This window comes from Metapseudomonas phytobenefica, from assembly GCF_043392685.1.
GTDB lineage: Bacteria > Pseudomonadota > Gammaproteobacteria > Pseudomonadales > Pseudomonadaceae > Metapseudomonas.
The window spans coordinates 39,882-55,470 of sequence record NZ_JBHZGM010000034.1 but is presented as its reverse complement, the minus strand read 5'-3'; the positions used below and the strand labels follow the sequence as shown (position 1 = coordinate 55,470).

The window sequence follows — 15,589 nt, the reverse complement described above, 5'->3', positions numbered from 1 at the left end:
CACGCCGCCTTCGGTGGCTACAAGAAATCCGGCGTCGGCCGCGAAACCCACAAGATGATGCTCGACCACTACCAGCAGACCAAGAACCTCTTGGTGAGCTACGACATCAACCCGCTGGGCTTCTTCTAGCTAACCCTGGTGTCTTGAACCCGGACATAGGCCGTATAGCGGGGGTATGAGAGTGAGCATTTCTAAGGAGTGGGGTTCAGTCACCCTGGAGTTCTCGATGTTGCTATTGATGGCGATAGGTGCGCTGAGTGTGGCCACCATGACATCGCTATGGTTGGTGCCTCTCGCCTAGCGAAGACGGGAGCGCTCCTGCATTCCTGGTCGATTGCGGAGGCTCGGAGTAACAGCGCGTTTAACGAAATCGTCGCGTCTCCATCACCTCCTTTGGTGTTGCGACCACGCAATGAGCAGGCCTCGCACAAGGCCATCAATGCCACTGCGCTCCCTTTGGCTGGTGCTGCGTGGACTTACACACCGACAGTGTGTGAGTCATCGCATCACCGGCTTTTTTTGTACGCATTTTGAGGCTCCGGAACGAATCCGGACGCGAGTTCACTATCCAGTCGGCCTATTCGCACATGTCTTGCCGATTGTTGATAGCCCTGCCTCCCGGTGTTGCCGAATCGCGATAACCCTTACTCCCCCCCGAATTCTAAGGTTTCCCAGACGCTGATACCGCCGTGACCAGGGCTTCCAACCTTGGCGCCCAATCAGTCAGAGCTACCCCAACCCTTAACAAGAACTAGGGAGCCAACAATGCGCATGCGCAGTGCATACCCATCACCGTTGCGAAACCTCGCGTTTGCAATCGCCATGGCAAGTTCGCCGTTGGTTGTACACGCCGAATCGACCCCTGACCCGCAAGCCTTGCTCAACAGCAAGTGCGTCGCATGCCACCTCCCGCAGGAAAAGGGTGGCATGAACCGTATTGATCAATCTCGTCGTACCCCGGAAGGCTGGGATATGACCATCGGGCGCATGATCGCCGCGCACGGTGTGCGCCTCACGTCGGATGAGCGGCAGGTGCTGGTGAAGTACCTGGCGGACACGCATGGTCTCGCTCCCGAAGAGGCCGCGGGTCGTCGTTACCTGCTCGAACGCGAGTTCGTTCACGTTGAAACCCCTGACGACAAGCTGGTGGCTGACACCTGCGCGCGTTGCCACTCCTACGGGCGAATCGCACTGCAGCGCCGTACCGAGGATGACTGGCGCAAGCTCGCCAATTTCCACGTCGGACAGTTCCCCACCATCGAGATTCAGGCGAGTGGGCGTGATCGGAACTGGTGGGAGATTGCTTCCCAGGACGTGCCCAAGGCACTCGGTAAGTTGTACCCCTACGACAGCGAAGCCTGGAGTAAATGGCTCAAGCATGAGGTGGCCAACGTTGCCGGTAGCTGGCGTGTTGTCGGCCACCGTCCTGGCTGGGGCACTTACGAGGGGACGGCCACCGTCGAGGCGGATGGCAAAGACCGCTACAAGCTGAAAATGCAGCTGAGCTACGCCAACGGGAAGCAAGAAAGCGCAGAAGGCAAGGCAGTTCTCTACACGGGCTACGAGTGGCGCGCGTTCGTCAAGCAAGGTGACGATGAAGTAGTCCAGGTCTTTACCCTCTCGGAAGATGGGCAAACCTTGGCGGGGCGTTGGCACAAGGCTGGTGTGGACTCTCTTGGAGGACGTCTCCAGGCCGTCCGTAGCGGAGCAGGAACTGCGGAGCGCTTGATGGCGGTGGAGCCGAGCTACATCAAGGCGGGCACTACTCAGCGAATCAGTCTCTTGGGCAACAACCTGTCTGGTGATATCGATCTGGGCGATGGCATCAAGGTCGTGAAAGTCCTCGAGCAGTCCCCGGGCAAGCTTGTCGTCGAAGCTCAAGCCTCCGGTGAGGCGACTGACGGCGTGCGGCTGATCAGCGTTGGCAAATCGAGCCTGGAACAAGGGCTCGCCGTCTACCACAAGGTCGATTACCTGAGCATCGAACCGGGTAAAGCCATGGCCATCATCGGCGGAAATGGTGGTGTGCGTCCGAAGATCCCCGTCCAGTTCGAAAGCATTGGCTACACCTTTGGCCCCGACGGCAAGAAAGGAACGGCTGACGATATTCGATTGGGCCAGATGGCAGCCAGTTGGTCCGTTGCGGATCTGAATGCCTACGCCGAGAAAATGCAGGATGCCAAGTTCGCCGGCTCCATGCAGCCGAACGGCCTGTTCATTCCAGGTGACGCAGGTCCGAACCCCAAGCGCAAGTTTGGCACCAACAACGCCGGCGAGCTGAAAGTCACTGCTGTCTTCGAAGAAGACGGTCACAAGGTCAAGGCCAGCAAACCGCTGGTTGTAACCGTCCAGCGTTGGAACGACCCGCCGATCCGCTAAGCAGTGGGAAGGAGCGATGCCATGAGCGCGTTTTATGTAAACCGTTACAGCTTCCACGATGTGGAGCTGGAGGGTCGTCGCGTGCTGTTCCACATTCCATCCAGCGGATTGTTCGAGCTGGATGACTTGGGCAGTTCACTCATCGACTTCCTCAAGGAGAACGAGCAGATCTCGTTCGATAGCGTACGTGAGCGCTTCGGTGGTCGAGTCGCCCCCACGGATCTGGCGAAAACTCTGGAGAGTTTTCGCGAGCTGTCGATCCTGGGAGACGAGCCGGCGAAGCCGGATGCCGGCATGCAGGTGGAGATCCGTGAGTTTCCGATCAGTACTGTGGTGCTGAACGTAAATACCGGCTGCAACCTCAGCTGCACCTATTGCTACAAGGAAGACCTGGCTGTCCCCACCAAGGGACGAAAAATGGACTTCGACACCGCCCGCAAGAGCATCGAACTGCTCCTTGCGGAAGGAGCTGCCCATGATCGGATCAACGTCATTTTCTTCGGCGGCGAGCCTCTGACGAATCTGCCGTTGATCAAGCAGGTGGTGGAGTACACCGAGCAGCGTTGTGCAGAGGTGGGCAAAAAGGTCGATTTCTCGATGACCACCAATGCCACCATGCTCACCGAAGAGATCGTCGACTACCTCGATAGTCATCGCTTCGGTATCTCCATCAGCATGGATGGCCCCCAGGCAGTCCATGACCGGCGGCGGATTACCGTCAGCGGTCAGGGCACATACGCGGTGGTTGCAGCGAAGGCGCGCATGTTGATTGAGCGCTACCGTTCCAAGCCGGTAGGCGTCCGGGTCACGTTGACTGCGGGCTTCACCGATGTGGTGGCGATTCATGACCATCTGAAGAACGACCTGGGCTTCTTCGAGGTTGGCGTAGCCCCTGCGACCTCGGGCCCCGTGACGGTCTTCAACCTGAGCAATGAAGAGCTTCGTGCTGTTTTCGACAGCATGATGGCACTTGGTCGTGACTATCGAGATGCGGCATTGGAGGGGCGCAATAACGGCTTCTCCAACATGCATCAGCTGATGAGCGATCTCTACGAGGGCCGCAAAAAAGCGCTTCCTTGTGGCGCTGGCGTCGGGCTGCTCGCCGTGGATCACAAGGGTGACCTCAACCTTTGCCACCGTTTCACCGGCTCTGACATGCCGCGCTTCGGCAACGTTGACGAGGGGATCGCCAAGAAAGAGCTGGGTGCCTTCCTGGAAGGTGCTACCAACCGGTCCAACAAGGGTTGCTCGACCTGTCGCATTCGCAATCTATGCGCGGGTGGTTGCTACCACGAGTCATACGCCCATTTCGGCGACCCGTTGTCTCCGACCTACCACTACTGCGACCTGATGCGTGAGTGGATCGACTTCGGCATCGAGATCTACATGGAGATCCTGCAGAAGAACCCGCTCTTCTTCAAACAACACCTGAGCACCAGGAGTGTCCAGTTATGAACCACATGAAACCCATGAACATGAAGGCCCATCAGGTCGACCTCGCCGTGGAGAAAGGCGAGACCGATGAAGTGGTGGCAATGTCGGCAATCGTCGGTTGTGCCACGACGTTCGACCCGGGGTGGGAGGTTGACCCGTTCCTCGGGGTTGCCGGTCTCTGCCAGCCGATGGAGGCGGATCTGTATGGCTGCTCCGACCCTTGCTGGTGGCCGGCCCAGGTGCCCGACACGCTGCATACGTACACAGAGTGGAGCACTGGTAACGACTCCGCTCCGAACGATTGGGCGAAGCTTCAAGCCGTTTTCCCCAAGTAATCATCGCCAATGCATCAGGCCTGGCAGCGAGCGCCGCTGCAGGCCAGAGGACGTTATATGAACAACAAGAAATTTACCGTTCGGCGCATGGCTCTCGGACTGGGCGCCCTGGGCCTGGGCGTCAGCCTGATGAGTCAGATGGCCATGGCCAAGGACTACCTGATCACTGCAGCTCGCCCCAATCTGGTGGTGATGGTGGACGCAGAGGCTCGGAAGGTAATCAAGACCCACAAGATCCCCAACACCTCGATGGGCAACAGCCCGGGCGCTCTCGTCGCATCGAAAGGTGGGAAGGTTGCCTATGTGATTCACAACCGTTGGGAAACCGTGTCCGGTATCGACATGGACACCGGCAAAGAGGTCTTTCGCGCAGAACTCTCCAGCCCGGGTATCAGGGCCAAGGCACCTTACGCCATTGATCTCAGTCCCGATGGCAAGGAGCTGGCGGTCTACGTGAACGAGACTCGGCTGCTTGCGGGTGAGTATCACGTGGAGGATCCCTACATCGCCGTCTTCGACACCAGTGCCGGTGTAAACGCGAAGCCGCTCCGCAAGCTCAAGGCACCGCGCCGCGTTTCGTCGATCATCTACTCTCCGGACTACAAGCGGCTGTATGCCTATAGCTGGGACATGCTGGTACTGGATCCGAAGACCGGTGAGCAAATCGGCATGCACCCGTGGCGCAGTTGGAAACGGGAGGGTTTCGGCGAGCCTGACACCTTGGCGATCTGGCCGCAGTTTGAACAGACCAACCAGTACGCCACGCCCTACTACGTCAACTACACCGACAAGGATGGCAAGACGACGCAGAAGGCCGGTATCTGGGCGCTGGATCTGGAGAAAGACAAGGTCCGCTTCTCCGAATTCGAAGATGCCTCGGTTGTACTGTTCTCGACGACCATCAACCCTGTCCGACGCAATGAGGCATACACGGTCTACACACAGCTAACCAAAACCGATGTTGATACTGGCAAGCTGCTGAAGCGTGTTGACCTGGACCACACCTACTACAACGTCAACGTTTCCAGCGATGGCAAGGAGCTGTACATCGGCGGCACTGTCGATGACATCGCGGTCTACGATTCGGAAACGCTGGAGCAGAAAGGCAAGATCATGATCCCCGGTGGTGGCGATCAGGTGTTGACCTCCCTGCGTGTTGTACATCGCTGAGTGACCTCCCATGAGAGCCTATGCGACTCATGGGGCAGCGGAAGGCATGCCAGCCGGCATGCCTTCCCAATGCCGCGAAGATCCTCATGTCCGGAAGGAAACGTGGCAGTGGTTGCTCGAGTTTGTCGTTCCCCAGTGGCGGCAACTCTCTATCGTGCTGCTGCTGTCGCTGGTGGCGGCTGGCGCTGGCTTGGTTCAGCCCTTGCTGACCAAGCACCTGATCGACGACGGAATCTTGCCAGGACGATTCGACCTCGTCCTTCAATGCGTCTCGCTCATTGTGGGGTTGGCGATGACGTCCGCTCTCTTGGGCGGCAGCACACGTTACCTGTACGCCAATGCATCGGCCAGGATCCTTCATGCCATGCGTGAAGCGCTGTTCAGGCACCTGATGACACTCTCGCCGAGCTTTTACGCCCGAACGCGGCAAGGGGACATACACGTCCGACTTGATGGCGACATAGGCGAGATTCAGCGCTTTGCTGTCGACTCGCTGCTCACTGCGGTGAACAGTGTGGTCGTTCTGGTGGGGTCTGTACTGATCCTAGGGCTGATGAGCTGGGAACTGACCGCACTGATGTTCCTGGTGCTCGTTTTCAACAGCTTGTTCCTCAAGCTGATCCGCCCGTACATCGAGTCCACGACCAGAAGAGTCCGCGAGCGTGGTTCTGACATCGCGGCATTCTTCGTTGAGGTGTTGGGCTGCGCCAAGTGCGTCCAGATCTTCAACGGCCAACAGCGCGAGAATGCTCGCCTCTTGACGCTTCACCAAAACCTTCGGCGCGAAACCCTGAATCTGCAGATGCTGGGGTATGTCGCGGGCACGGTTCCAAGCCTCGTCCTGTCGCTGGCGACTGCGGCGGTATTCCTCTTCGGCAGTCACCAGATCATGAGTGAAGGCACCATGACTCTCGGCGTGTTGATCGCCTTCGTCACCTACATGCAGCGTGCCAGTGGGCCAGTGCAGACATTGCTCGGACTCTACGTCGGCTATCAGCGTGCCAAGGTGAGCCTGGTTCGGGTCCAGGAGTTAGCACGTCAATCTCCAGACATCATTGCCCCGCGCGCCCAGGACCGAGTCGTCGTTGTGGGGCGCGGAAACATTGAACTGAAAGACGTTGGGTTCAGTTACCCGGGCACAGACAAGCCTGTGTTCCAAAGCCTGACGGTGGTAGTCCCCGCTGGAAGTCGCGTGGCATTGCGCGGTCCTTCAGGGATTGGGAAAAGCACGCTGGTCGATCTGCTGCAGCGACATTTCGATCCCACCGTGGGGTGCATTTCCCTTGATGGCGTGGATCTGCGAGCGATTGATCTTGAATGCCTGCGCCGCACGGTCTGTGTGGTATCCCAAGAGGTCCACCTGTTCTCCGGCAGCATCCTCGAAAACATTCGCTACGGTCGGCCCGATGCCAGCGATGACGAGGTGTTGGCCATTGCTCGCATGGCGGGTGTCAACGAATTCGCCGATTCGCTGCCTGATGGCCTCCTTACCCAGGTAGGCCAGCGTGGAGGCTCTCTTTCTGGTGGGCAGAAGCAGCGTATTGCCCTTGCCAGAGCAATCCTGGTGGAGCCGAAAGTGCTGATCCTGGACGAAAGCACATCCGGAATCGATCTCGCGCAGGAGTCCTTGATCCATCGCGAAATTGATCGGCTTTTCGCTGGTAGAACACGAATCATCATCAGCCACCGACCACTACCTGGCGCCCATTTCGACCTGACTATTGATCTGGGGGAATACACCGTGGAGACCCAACCATGAATCCCTTGGTCGGCATTATCGATAGCGGCCTGAGCGACGACATCCTGCCTTGTGTGAAAGCATCGCGTTGCTTTACGGAAGAGGCGTACGGTGGCGAAGCGCAAATAGATCGGATTGCCCACGGCAGTACCTTGGCAAAATTGGTACTGGAGCAATGTGCCGATACGAGGCTTCTGATCGCTCAGATATTCTCCGAAACCCGACAGGCGCCTGTCATGAGGGTGGTCGAAGCGATGGACTGGCTCGTCGAGTCCGGCGCTCAGATCATCAATATGAGCTTCGGTTTGAGTTCGCCCTCACCTGCCTTGCTAGAGGCCTGCAAAAGGGCCACGGAAAAGGGCGTAATCCTGGTCGCCTCGGCTCCGGCGCGTGGAGGAGCCGTATATCCTGCGTCACTGCCCAACTGCATCTCCGTTTCTGGTGATGCGAGATGCGCCATCGATCAACACTCCTGGCTCTGCTCTGCGCAAATTGACTTCGGCGCCAATCCGCTTGTGGTCCCGGGTGAGCCGGATCGTGGCGGGGGTTCAAGCTTCGCCTGTGCCCGGTTCGCGGGGAAGATCGCCCGCTACATGGGAACGGGATTCAATACGCCCCAAAGTGTCGAGATGGTGCTTCGCTTGGGGGCCTCATACCTGGGACGGGAGCGCCGGCTGGCATGAGTGGGAAAACATTGATGATGCCGTCAAAGCGCCGTCTGTTCAGTTGCTTTGCGCCGGTCCTGCTCTTGAGTGCCATTGCGCTTTGGCTGTTCCCGTCAGCGGGCAACTGGGCGATTTGGGGAACCGTCGCGATCATCGTGATGGGCACGATCAATCACGCGCTCCGAGCGCATCTCTGGGTGATAGCGCTGGCCATGTTGGTTGGCACCTGCATCGCCCTCATGGCTCATCTGCTCGCCGACCATTTCGACTTGCGATACGTATGGTTGTACAGCAGCGCATCGCTCCCCGCTTACCTCAAGGCTTCCAATCTCTGGGGCGGAGATGAAGGTACCGTTCTACTGCTGGCCACCTTCATCATGGCTTGTGCTGTCCGCTTCATGTCGCTGCCTGGCTGGTCCGGCATCGGCACTGCGTTGATCGCAGCCTGGTACACCGGATACGCCGCCTGGCTTGCTCCCTTCACTGGAACACCAGCCGACTGGCTGAGTGCACAGGCCAGCCAGGGGATGAATGCCCATCTTCAGACGTTCTGGATGGCTCTCCATGCCCCGCTGATCCTTGCGGCCTATGCCTGGGCAATTGCTCCGGCAGGAGCTGCGATCGACGCGCTGCGGGGGGCTAACACCTACTACCGGCAATACGCCGTGATCTATGGCCGACGCTCCTGGCTGGTGCTGACAGCAGGAATTGGCTTCGGAATGGTTTGGGCCCTTGAGGATTTCACCTTCGGGCACATCTGGCATTGGGATCCGGTCCAGACTTGCGCGTTTGCCGTATGGGCGTTGCTGGGGGCAGTACTACATGGCGCGAGGCGCTGGAAGCCCGGTGGAAAGCTATGGCGTCTGCTTCCTGCTCTGAGTGTATTGGCCGCCGTGGTTACTTGCATCGCCATGGCCGTCACGCGCAGCGAGGTATTACCTAGCTCGCATCGCTATATCGGTACAACCTCGTGGCTCAGCCACTTGGGGCTTGCAGGCATTCTTTCGTGCCTGTTGCTTTGGGGGCTTTGGCGTTCTCTCCAGGGGCGGCAGACCAGCAATGGCAAAGGGGGGGACTGGACACTTACCGGCGCCATCTATCTCTTCGTCGGCGCAGCAGTACTTGCCTCGCTTGGGTTGGCGCAAGCGCATATCTTCGAATGGATTGGGCTCGAAAAGGACGTCGCGCTGAAGCCGTTTTATGAAACCTTGACCACGTGGGCGAGTGGTACTGAACTGGCCGGTTTGCGCAAGGCTTTTGACCAATGGGATATCGATGGCCATGAGCTTGGGCGTCGAATGCTGCCAGTTATTGCATTCATCGGTCTTCTGGGTGGCCACTCGTTCATACGTAAATGCGTCCGACCACGAATCGCCATTGGGATCTCGCTTCTCATGGCTATCTTCACCGTTGCGATGGGCACATCGGGTGGCTGGCTGACTGACCAGTACTCCGGTCAAGGGATCCTGTCCCAGAGCGTTGTGAGGACCTTGCCCTGGCTCGATGCGGCTCTGTTCAGTGGCCTCTACCTGTTGGTTGCATGCCTGGGCTGGTGCGCGTTGAGTGTCTGGCGCAATCGACGCTTGGCCACATTACGGCATACGGGCAGTCTGGTGCTCATCCATGCCGGCGCGGTCATTGCACTGGTCGGTGGACTGAGCGCAACCGCCTTGAATTCGTATGTACCGTTGTCTCTGTCGTTGGCCGCGTCTCCAGAAGACTGGCACCAGGTCTCCAATAAACTCCAGGTTCGCGTACTGCCTCTCAGTGACCAGGAAGATAACTCGGGGTATCGAGCCGTTGCTCAAGTCGAGTTGCGCGCGGATGGAACTGTCCACGGCGGGCATGCCTTATTCCAGGATGCACGGCAGTTGCCGCCGGCCTACCAAGGCCCGGTTCGCCAACTCTGTGAAATCCTTGATTACCGCTATGCCCGCTATGCAGGAGATCCGGGGTACGTCCTACACCCTTTCATTCTGCGCAGCTGGGACCAGGACCTGCAGGTGTGGATTCCTGCTACCTCCCGACTGATGGTAGGGGCGAGCAAGGCATCAGCTACAGGCGAAGTGCAAAGCCTCGTGGTCATTCGACGCTTCCCCTTGGTTTCCTTCGTTTGGGCGGGGCTAATCGCCATGGTGCTGGGGACTCTCCTTTTACCGAATGTTGGCCTATCGGCCAGGAGATGAGCTCATGCGAACTGTTTTGGTCCTGGGAACTGGTCCGGCAGCAATCGTCAGTGCAATTCTGCTCAAGCGTTACGGGCATCGGGTGATAGTCATCGGCCGCCCGCGCGAGCTTTCGGTCCTTGAAGGCGCCTCTCCGCGAGTGGCCGAGGGTCTGAAGCGGGCCGGTTGCATTGACGCTCTCGAGGTCCTCGGCCCAAGTTGGGCGAGGGCCGCAAGCTGGGCGGGGGAGTATCGAGAGATTAACGGTGAACACGTAATCGAACGTTCGCTGTTTGAAGGCTCGTTGCTGGATGACCTGGAACGTCATGAAATTGATTTCTTCCAAGGAACTGTCCTGGGCGTGAAGAGCGAGCAGCAGGGCTGGTCGGTAACCTTCGGCGAAAGCATCGAGAAGTCTTTCACCCTGCAAGGGGACTTTCTGGTTGAAGCGAGGGGGCGCTCGGCCCCCAAGACTGCCCCGGACATTGTGGCGGGTCCCACGAGCGTGGCATTGACTCGTAGCTTTCAAAGCTCGGTCAAAGGCTCTCGCCAGACCTGCACCGAATCGTTCAGGGATGGCTGGGCATGGTGCACAAGAGATGTCGACGGAAAGGCGAGCATCCAGCTAACTGTCTCGCCCAAATCAGTTTCTGATGGACCGGAATATGGATTGAGTTCTATCCACCAGGAAATGCTGGAGAACCTCTCGACGATTCCCTCAATGCTGGGCAACTTCTGGCCGCTCGGAGAGGCGAGAGCCCGTGGTGTACAACCGGTGCTCAGAGGGGGGCTAATCACCGAGAAGATGATTCGCGTGGGCGATGCCGCGTACTGCAACGATCCGTTGTCCGGCCATGGCATGTACGAGGCTGTCTCTGGAGCCTTCGCTGCTGCACCAGTGATTAATACCATCCTCTGCAGGCCGGCCGATCTGGACCTGGCGCGAACCTATTATTTTGATCGTGCCATTACTACGTTCCAGCATCGTTGCCAGGCTGGGCGTGAGCATTACCTGAGCGAGTCGAGGTGGTCAGACAGCCCGTTCTGGCGGGTGCGTCAGACGTGGTCTGCCGACCTGCAGATGTCAACTCGCGCGCAGTACTCCGCAATGCTTGATGTGAGAGCAGTGGTGGAGGACGGCTACATCGTTCCTCGACGCGTCGTGGTAACACCCGAACACCCGCGCGGCGTCAGATTTATTGCAGGTGTCGAGCTTTCGAACTTGATCGAGCACCTGCAGGTTCCTACGCCAGCACAGGATCTGCTGTCCGTGGCTTCACGTATTGGTGTTGACGCTAGATGTCTGCACTTGGCGTGGGAGTGGTTGCGGAAAGAGAACCTGGTGTCTTCAGGACGAATGTGATGCTCGTGCAAACGCTTCGCAGCATTGCTGGAGTCACAGTTACTTGGTTCATGAAGTCATGGCGATGTGCGTAGCGAGATACTTGGGGATACCTAAGTAGAGTCAGGTGATTATCTGGACTTTTTTATGTTGCCTCAGTGTGGCAGTCGGAGTTTCTCCGAACAGCTCCTTGTAGTAATTGCAAAATATCCCTGGGGTCCAGAATCCCCAGCGCGCAGCAATCTCGCTAATCAAGTATTTTCCGCTGGGCTCAGTGATAAGTTCCTGGCGCGCGCCGTGGAGTCGTATGTAGCGCAAGAAAGTAACCGGGTTGATGGTCAGAACTTTCTGGAAGGCATAATGGAGTGCGCGGCGGCTTATGTGCAGCTCATTGCATATTTCAAGGACATTTGGCGGGTTTCCTTTTCTCGAAAGAATGTACTCCCGTGCTTTCTCGACTATGTGTCGGTGAACAAATTGACCAGGATGGCGAGGTGTTATTTTTCCCAGTGAGGAAAGGCTGCTAAGTAATACAGACATTATTTCGATGGTTAAAGCGTGTCGTGTAGCTTGCTCCTTGAGTATGCGGGGGGAGCTTTTGACTTTTTCCAAAATCCTGAGGAAACGCTCTCGCAGACTGTCGCATAGCTCCTTTGAGACGGGTGTGACTCCGTTCAGGTGATTGAGGTCGCCGGTTATGGAAAATCCCGTTTCCTTTGAGTAATTGATGAATAACTCGATATCCACTGCGACTACTAAGATGTCGGACATCAATGGGCTTCTAAACTTCAGTTCTGCATTCGGCTTGAGGAAAAGTATGGAGTCACACAGAAGCTTGTCGCCGCACCAGAATCCATCACCTTCTATTTTTAGTGGAATTCCGATTGCTAAACAGTTTGGCCAGGCCTGTGCATGCCGATCAACTGCTTTGTTCATTGATTCCCTGAACAGTTGAGCAGGGCCGAGGGAAATGTTGCTAAGTGAGCCATGAAATATACCTGGGCTAATCTGTAGGTATTCCTGGCTCCAGTTCGGTAGCGACTTGGCGTGGGTAATTACGTCATTGGTATCAAGGTGAGTGAACGAAGCTTCTGATGAGGTATTTATGATTTTCTTCTTAATGCAGTCGTTGATGTCCTTGGTCATATGCCCGCCTCGTTGACCATACGATTCGCTTGGTAGTTATTGCAGGTGGCTGCTATTCAGAAAATCTTGAGATGTGATTTAGCGACCCAGCCTATTAACTGCTTGGTCAGTATGGGGATTTTTTATGGTGCCCGTATTCCGGGCAAGCGAATTTGGATGGCTGATGGAAACTCTTGCCGATTTTCGATAGCGGGTCGATTGATGTGTGCTGCGGGCTTGACCAATACAGCAGCTATATCAGGAGATTGCAGGCGTCCCATCTAGGCTCGGGAGCGGCGGCTCCCTGTACGAAGTCGAATATACGGTCGCGTTGATCCCCATCTTGCTACTTGCGCCAGAGGAGGAGTCCATATACGGGCTACCAGGCTGGGCGCGACTTCTTGTGGGGGCGATTTCAATCGACAAGCGAGCCGAAGGCCCGCCCTTCGGGGCTGCGGGTAGACGACGAACATTGGGCCTCGCGGGCTCGGACCAACCTACGGGACAGCAGCGCTGCCCTTGGTGAATGAGGTGCGTTGCCAGCTCACTGCGCTGGCGGCAGGAAGAACCGCGCCGTCAGCGGCAGGTGATCGGAGATGCGCAGGGTGTCGTGCTGGCGCACCCGCGCCTCGATGCGGGTCAGGTTGGGGCTGTGGAAAACGTAGTCCAGGGTGCGGTCGGGGCCTTTCACCCGAGGGTCGTTGGGGTAGTGGGTGAACCACTGCGCCTGTTGCGCGCCACTGGCTTCCTCGACGCTGGGAATCATCGGGTAGCGGCTCCAGAGCGCCTTCAGTTCGCTGTCGCGGGGATAGCGGCTGCGTTGGAGGTCGGACAGGCGCTCGTACTGGCCGGGCGGCAACTGGTTGAAGTCGCCGGCCAGCACCCAGGGCAGACCTTGCCTCTGCAGCTGGTCGAGCAGGCCGCGGGTCATGGCCACCTGGCGCCTGAGGGTTTCCGGGGCGTCGTCCAGGGCATCCAGGTGGGTGTTGACGGCGGCCAGGCGTCCGCCGCCGCGAATCGGCAGGTAGCTCACCAGCAGGGCGCGCTTCTTGTCGAACTGGCGGCTGAGCGGATCGTTCGCTTCCAGAGGCAGTTGCAGGCGTTCGGCGCTCTCGATGTGGAAGCGGCTGAGGGTCGCCAGCTTCAGGCCGACGCTGCCGAGGATATGGGGATCGGGTACGAAGGCGGCCTTCCAGTAGAAAGCCTGGCTGGCGCAGGGGTAGACGTCCGCCAGGCGCTCCTGGAGCAGGGCCAGCTGGTCCTGGTAGTCGGTGGCGCGGGCGCCTTCGTGCAGTTCCTGGAGATTGATGATGTCCGGCTGTTCCTCGCGAATCACCCGCACCACCTCGTCCAGGCTGTAGGCCAGGTCTTCCGCCGTAGGGCGTTCGTCCGGGCCTTCGCCATCGGGCAGGTCGTAATAGAAGACGTAGCGTTTGCCGGCCAGGTACTGGAGGTTCCAGGTCATCACCTTCAGGGCCTGGCCGGGCTGCAATTGCGGCGCTTCGCCCTGGCAGGCCAGCGCGGCAGGTGCGCGGGCTGCGGGATGCCAGGTCAGCGCGTAGGTCAGGGCCAGCAGGCCAACGGCGAGGACCGGCAGGCTGAGCAGGGCGAAACGCAGAACTCGGGGCATCGGCAAGGGCAGGCATCTATGCTGGAAGAGGGCGAGCATACCCGAGCCGCTGCCGCGGCCCAAGCCAGGCGCGTCCGGGAGGAATGCCGTGGACAGCGAGGTGCGGATCGCCCAGCGGGGCCCCTTTGAAGTGGAGGTGGAGGCTGGCCGGGATTACTTCTGGTGCCGTTGCGGCCGCAGCCAGCAGCAGCCGTTCTGCGATGGTTCCCACAAGGGAACTGGCCTGGCGCCCCTCAAATTCCATGCAGATGCCAGTGGGCCCCTGTATTTCTGCGGCTGCAAACATAGCCACTCGGCGCCGCTCTGCGATGGAACCCATCACCAGCTGCAGGACTGATCCGGGCTCCGGCATGAGGCTGGGCGCCGCGCGGCGATACGGTCCTCGTACTCAGTGGGCGTGAGGCTCGACGTACAGTTCGTAGCCCGGGTCCAGCTCCATGTCCCAGAAGGCGGCCTCGATCTTGTGGCCGTCGAGGTCGCGGACGAAGCAGCCGTAGTAGGGCTCGCCGTATTCGGGACGTGGTCCGGGTTCGCCATCGCCCTTGCCGCCGGCGTCCAGCGCGGCCTCGAAGAAGGCCAGCACCGCTTCCCGGCTGGCGGCGAAGAAACCGATATGGGTACCGTTGCCGACGCTTGCCGGACGGCCGTCGATGGGGGATTGCACCCAGAATTCCGGGTAGTCGCGGCCGTAAGCCACGGCGCCTGGGTGCTCCATGATGCGCCTGCAGCCCAGGGTGGGCAGGACCCTGTCGTAGAAGGCGACGGCGCGCTCGAAGTCGTTAGTGCCCACCGAAACGTGGGAGAGGATGCTGGGATTTTCAGCCATGGGAGGTCCTCCTTGTGCAGGCTGCGACTGGTCCCGGGTGGTCAAACGGTCACTGCTCCGTCGCGCGTTCCGTGACCAGGGTGAACATGCGGTACAGGGCGATGCTGACGAACAGCTGGAAGAAGCTGTTGAAGCTTTCCAGTATCACGGTGCCCACCGGGTCGGGGGTTGTCCCCAGTTCGCGATAGGCGAACCAGTCCACCAGCCAGATCGGCCCCATCACCAGCAGCACGCAGGCGAGGATGGTCCAGAAGTGGCCCTGGGTCAGGGCGAAGCTTTCCTTGATCGCGTCCAGCGGCGACTTGCCCTCCAGCACCAGCAGGTACTCGGCGAAGGCCAGTTTGATCATCACGTAGACGCCGGGAATCACCAGCATCCAGACGCCGACCATGATCAGCAGCGTGCTGATGGCGGCCAGCACGGCGAAGCTGGGCCAGCGGAACAGCGCCATCTCCAGCACCTGACGGGGCTTGAGGCGGATGCGATGGCTGCGGCTGTCGACGAAGATGATCAGCGCGCCGACGTAGAGTGGATAGAACAGCATGCTGACGACGATCGACGCGCCCTGGGACTTGTCCGCTCCCAGCCAGGCGATCAACCCCTGCTGGGCGATCGCTTCGATGAGAATGGCCGGCAGGCAGAGCAGGGCGATTTCGCCGGCGTTGCGGGAGAAGAAGTACCAGGAGGCGCGCAGCAGCTCGAACGGATTCATCGGCGGGCATTCATATCTTGCGGCAGTGGGTCTTGGGCACTTTAGCCCAAGCCGGGGCACCTCCCAAG

The 15,589-nt window shown here is 58.9% G+C and carries 14 protein-coding genes; 10 read left to right on the top strand and 4 right to left on the bottom strand.

Going from position 1 to position 15,589, the window contains the following annotated elements:
- The 9 genes from ACFW0B_RS21895 to qhpG form a co-directional block, all read left to right on the top strand.
- Positions 1 to 129 (top strand): aldehyde dehydrogenase family protein (locus ACFW0B_RS21895; protein ID WP_073664670.1); only part of this gene is annotated, 129 nt, incomplete at its 5' end.
- Positions 130 to 765: 636 nt separating this feature from the next.
- A complete protein-coding gene (peaA, locus tag ACFW0B_RS21890) occupies positions 766 to 2,379 on the top strand; it encodes a quinohemoprotein amine dehydrogenase subunit alpha (RefSeq protein ID WP_449151081.1) in 1,614 nt (537 codons plus the stop codon).
- Between the two features lie 21 nt (positions 2,380 to 2,400).
- Complete coding sequence (gene peaB, locus ACFW0B_RS21885) at positions 2,401 to 3,834, top strand: quinohemoprotein amine dehydrogenase maturation protein (RefSeq protein ID WP_449151080.1); 1,434 nt, start codon at positions 2,401 to 2,403, stop codon at positions 3,832 to 3,834.
- A complete protein-coding gene (gene qhpC / locus ACFW0B_RS21880; RefSeq protein WP_449151079.1) occupies positions 3,831 to 4,148 on the top strand; it encodes a quinohemoprotein amine dehydrogenase subunit gamma in 318 nt (105 codons plus the stop codon). The genes peaB and qhpC overlap by 4 nt, the downstream gene beginning before the upstream one ends.
- Before the next feature lie 57 nt (positions 4,149 to 4,205).
- Positions 4,206 to 5,318 carry a quinohemoprotein amine dehydrogenase subunit beta gene (gene peaD, locus ACFW0B_RS21875; RefSeq protein WP_449151078.1) on the top strand — a complete coding sequence of 371 codons (1,113 nt, stop codon included), beginning with the start codon at positions 4,206 to 4,208 and terminating at the stop codon, positions 5,316 to 5,318.
- A 112-nt stretch (positions 5,319 to 5,430) separates the two neighbouring features.
- The gene (locus ACFW0B_RS21870; protein ID WP_449151077.1) at positions 5,431 to 7,077 is read left to right on the top strand and encodes an ABC transporter ATP-binding protein; all 1,647 of its coding nucleotides are present in this window, start codon (positions 5,431 to 5,433) and stop codon (positions 7,075 to 7,077) included.
- Positions 7,074 to 7,739, top strand: coding sequence for a subtilisin-like serine protease QhpE (gene qhpE, locus ACFW0B_RS21865; protein WP_449151076.1), 666 nt, complete (start codon positions 7,074 to 7,076; stop codon positions 7,737 to 7,739). Before ACFW0B_RS21870 ends, qhpE begins: the two co-directional genes overlap by 4 nt.
- On the top strand, positions 7,736 to 9,907 hold the full coding sequence (locus ACFW0B_RS21860; protein WP_449151075.1) for a heme lyase CcmF/NrfE family subunit: 2,172 nt from the start codon (positions 7,736 to 7,738) through the stop codon (positions 9,905 to 9,907). The genes qhpE and ACFW0B_RS21860 overlap by 4 nt, the downstream gene beginning before the upstream one ends.
- A 4-nt stretch (positions 9,908 to 9,911) precedes the next feature.
- Positions 9,912 to 11,249, top strand: a complete 1,338-nt coding sequence (gene qhpG / locus ACFW0B_RS21855; RefSeq protein WP_449151074.1) for a flavin-dependent monooxygenase QhpG — start codon at positions 9,912 to 9,914, stop codon at positions 11,247 to 11,249.
- Positions 11,250 to 11,351: 102 nt separating this feature from the next.
- Here qhpG and ACFW0B_RS21850 read toward each other — a convergent pair whose 3' ends face one another.
- Together ACFW0B_RS21850 and ACFW0B_RS21845 are read right to left on the bottom strand one after the other, a co-directional pair.
- A complete protein-coding gene (locus tag ACFW0B_RS21850) occupies positions 11,352 to 12,374 on the bottom strand; it encodes a helix-turn-helix domain-containing protein (protein ID WP_449151073.1) in 1,023 nt (340 codons plus the stop codon).
- Positions 12,375 to 12,897: 523 nt separating this feature from the next.
- Positions 12,898 to 13,983 carry an endonuclease/exonuclease/phosphatase family protein gene (locus ACFW0B_RS21845; RefSeq protein ID WP_449151072.1) on the bottom strand — a complete coding sequence of 362 codons (1,086 nt, stop codon included), beginning with the start codon at positions 13,981 to 13,983 and terminating at the stop codon, positions 12,898 to 12,900.
- A gap of 88 nt (positions 13,984 to 14,071) precedes the next feature.
- Between ACFW0B_RS21845 and ACFW0B_RS21840 the strand changes: the two genes are divergently transcribed.
- Complete coding sequence (locus ACFW0B_RS21840; protein ID WP_449151071.1) at positions 14,072 to 14,320, top strand: CDGSH iron-sulfur domain-containing protein; 249 nt, start codon at positions 14,072 to 14,074, stop codon at positions 14,318 to 14,320.
- A gap of 51 nt (positions 14,321 to 14,371) precedes the next feature.
- On the opposite strand, the gene ACFW0B_RS21835 is transcribed toward ACFW0B_RS21840, so the two are convergent.
- Positions 14,372 to 14,809, bottom strand: a complete 438-nt coding sequence (locus tag ACFW0B_RS21835) for a VOC family protein (protein WP_449151070.1) — start codon at positions 14,807 to 14,809, stop codon at positions 14,372 to 14,374.
- 49 nt (positions 14,810 to 14,858) lie between these two features.
- Positions 14,859 to 15,521: a YciC family protein gene (locus tag ACFW0B_RS21830; protein ID WP_449151069.1), complete on the bottom strand. Its 663-nt coding sequence runs from the start codon at positions 15,519 to 15,521 to the stop codon at positions 14,859 to 14,861.
- Between the last annotated feature and the right edge of the window lie 68 nt (positions 15,522 to 15,589).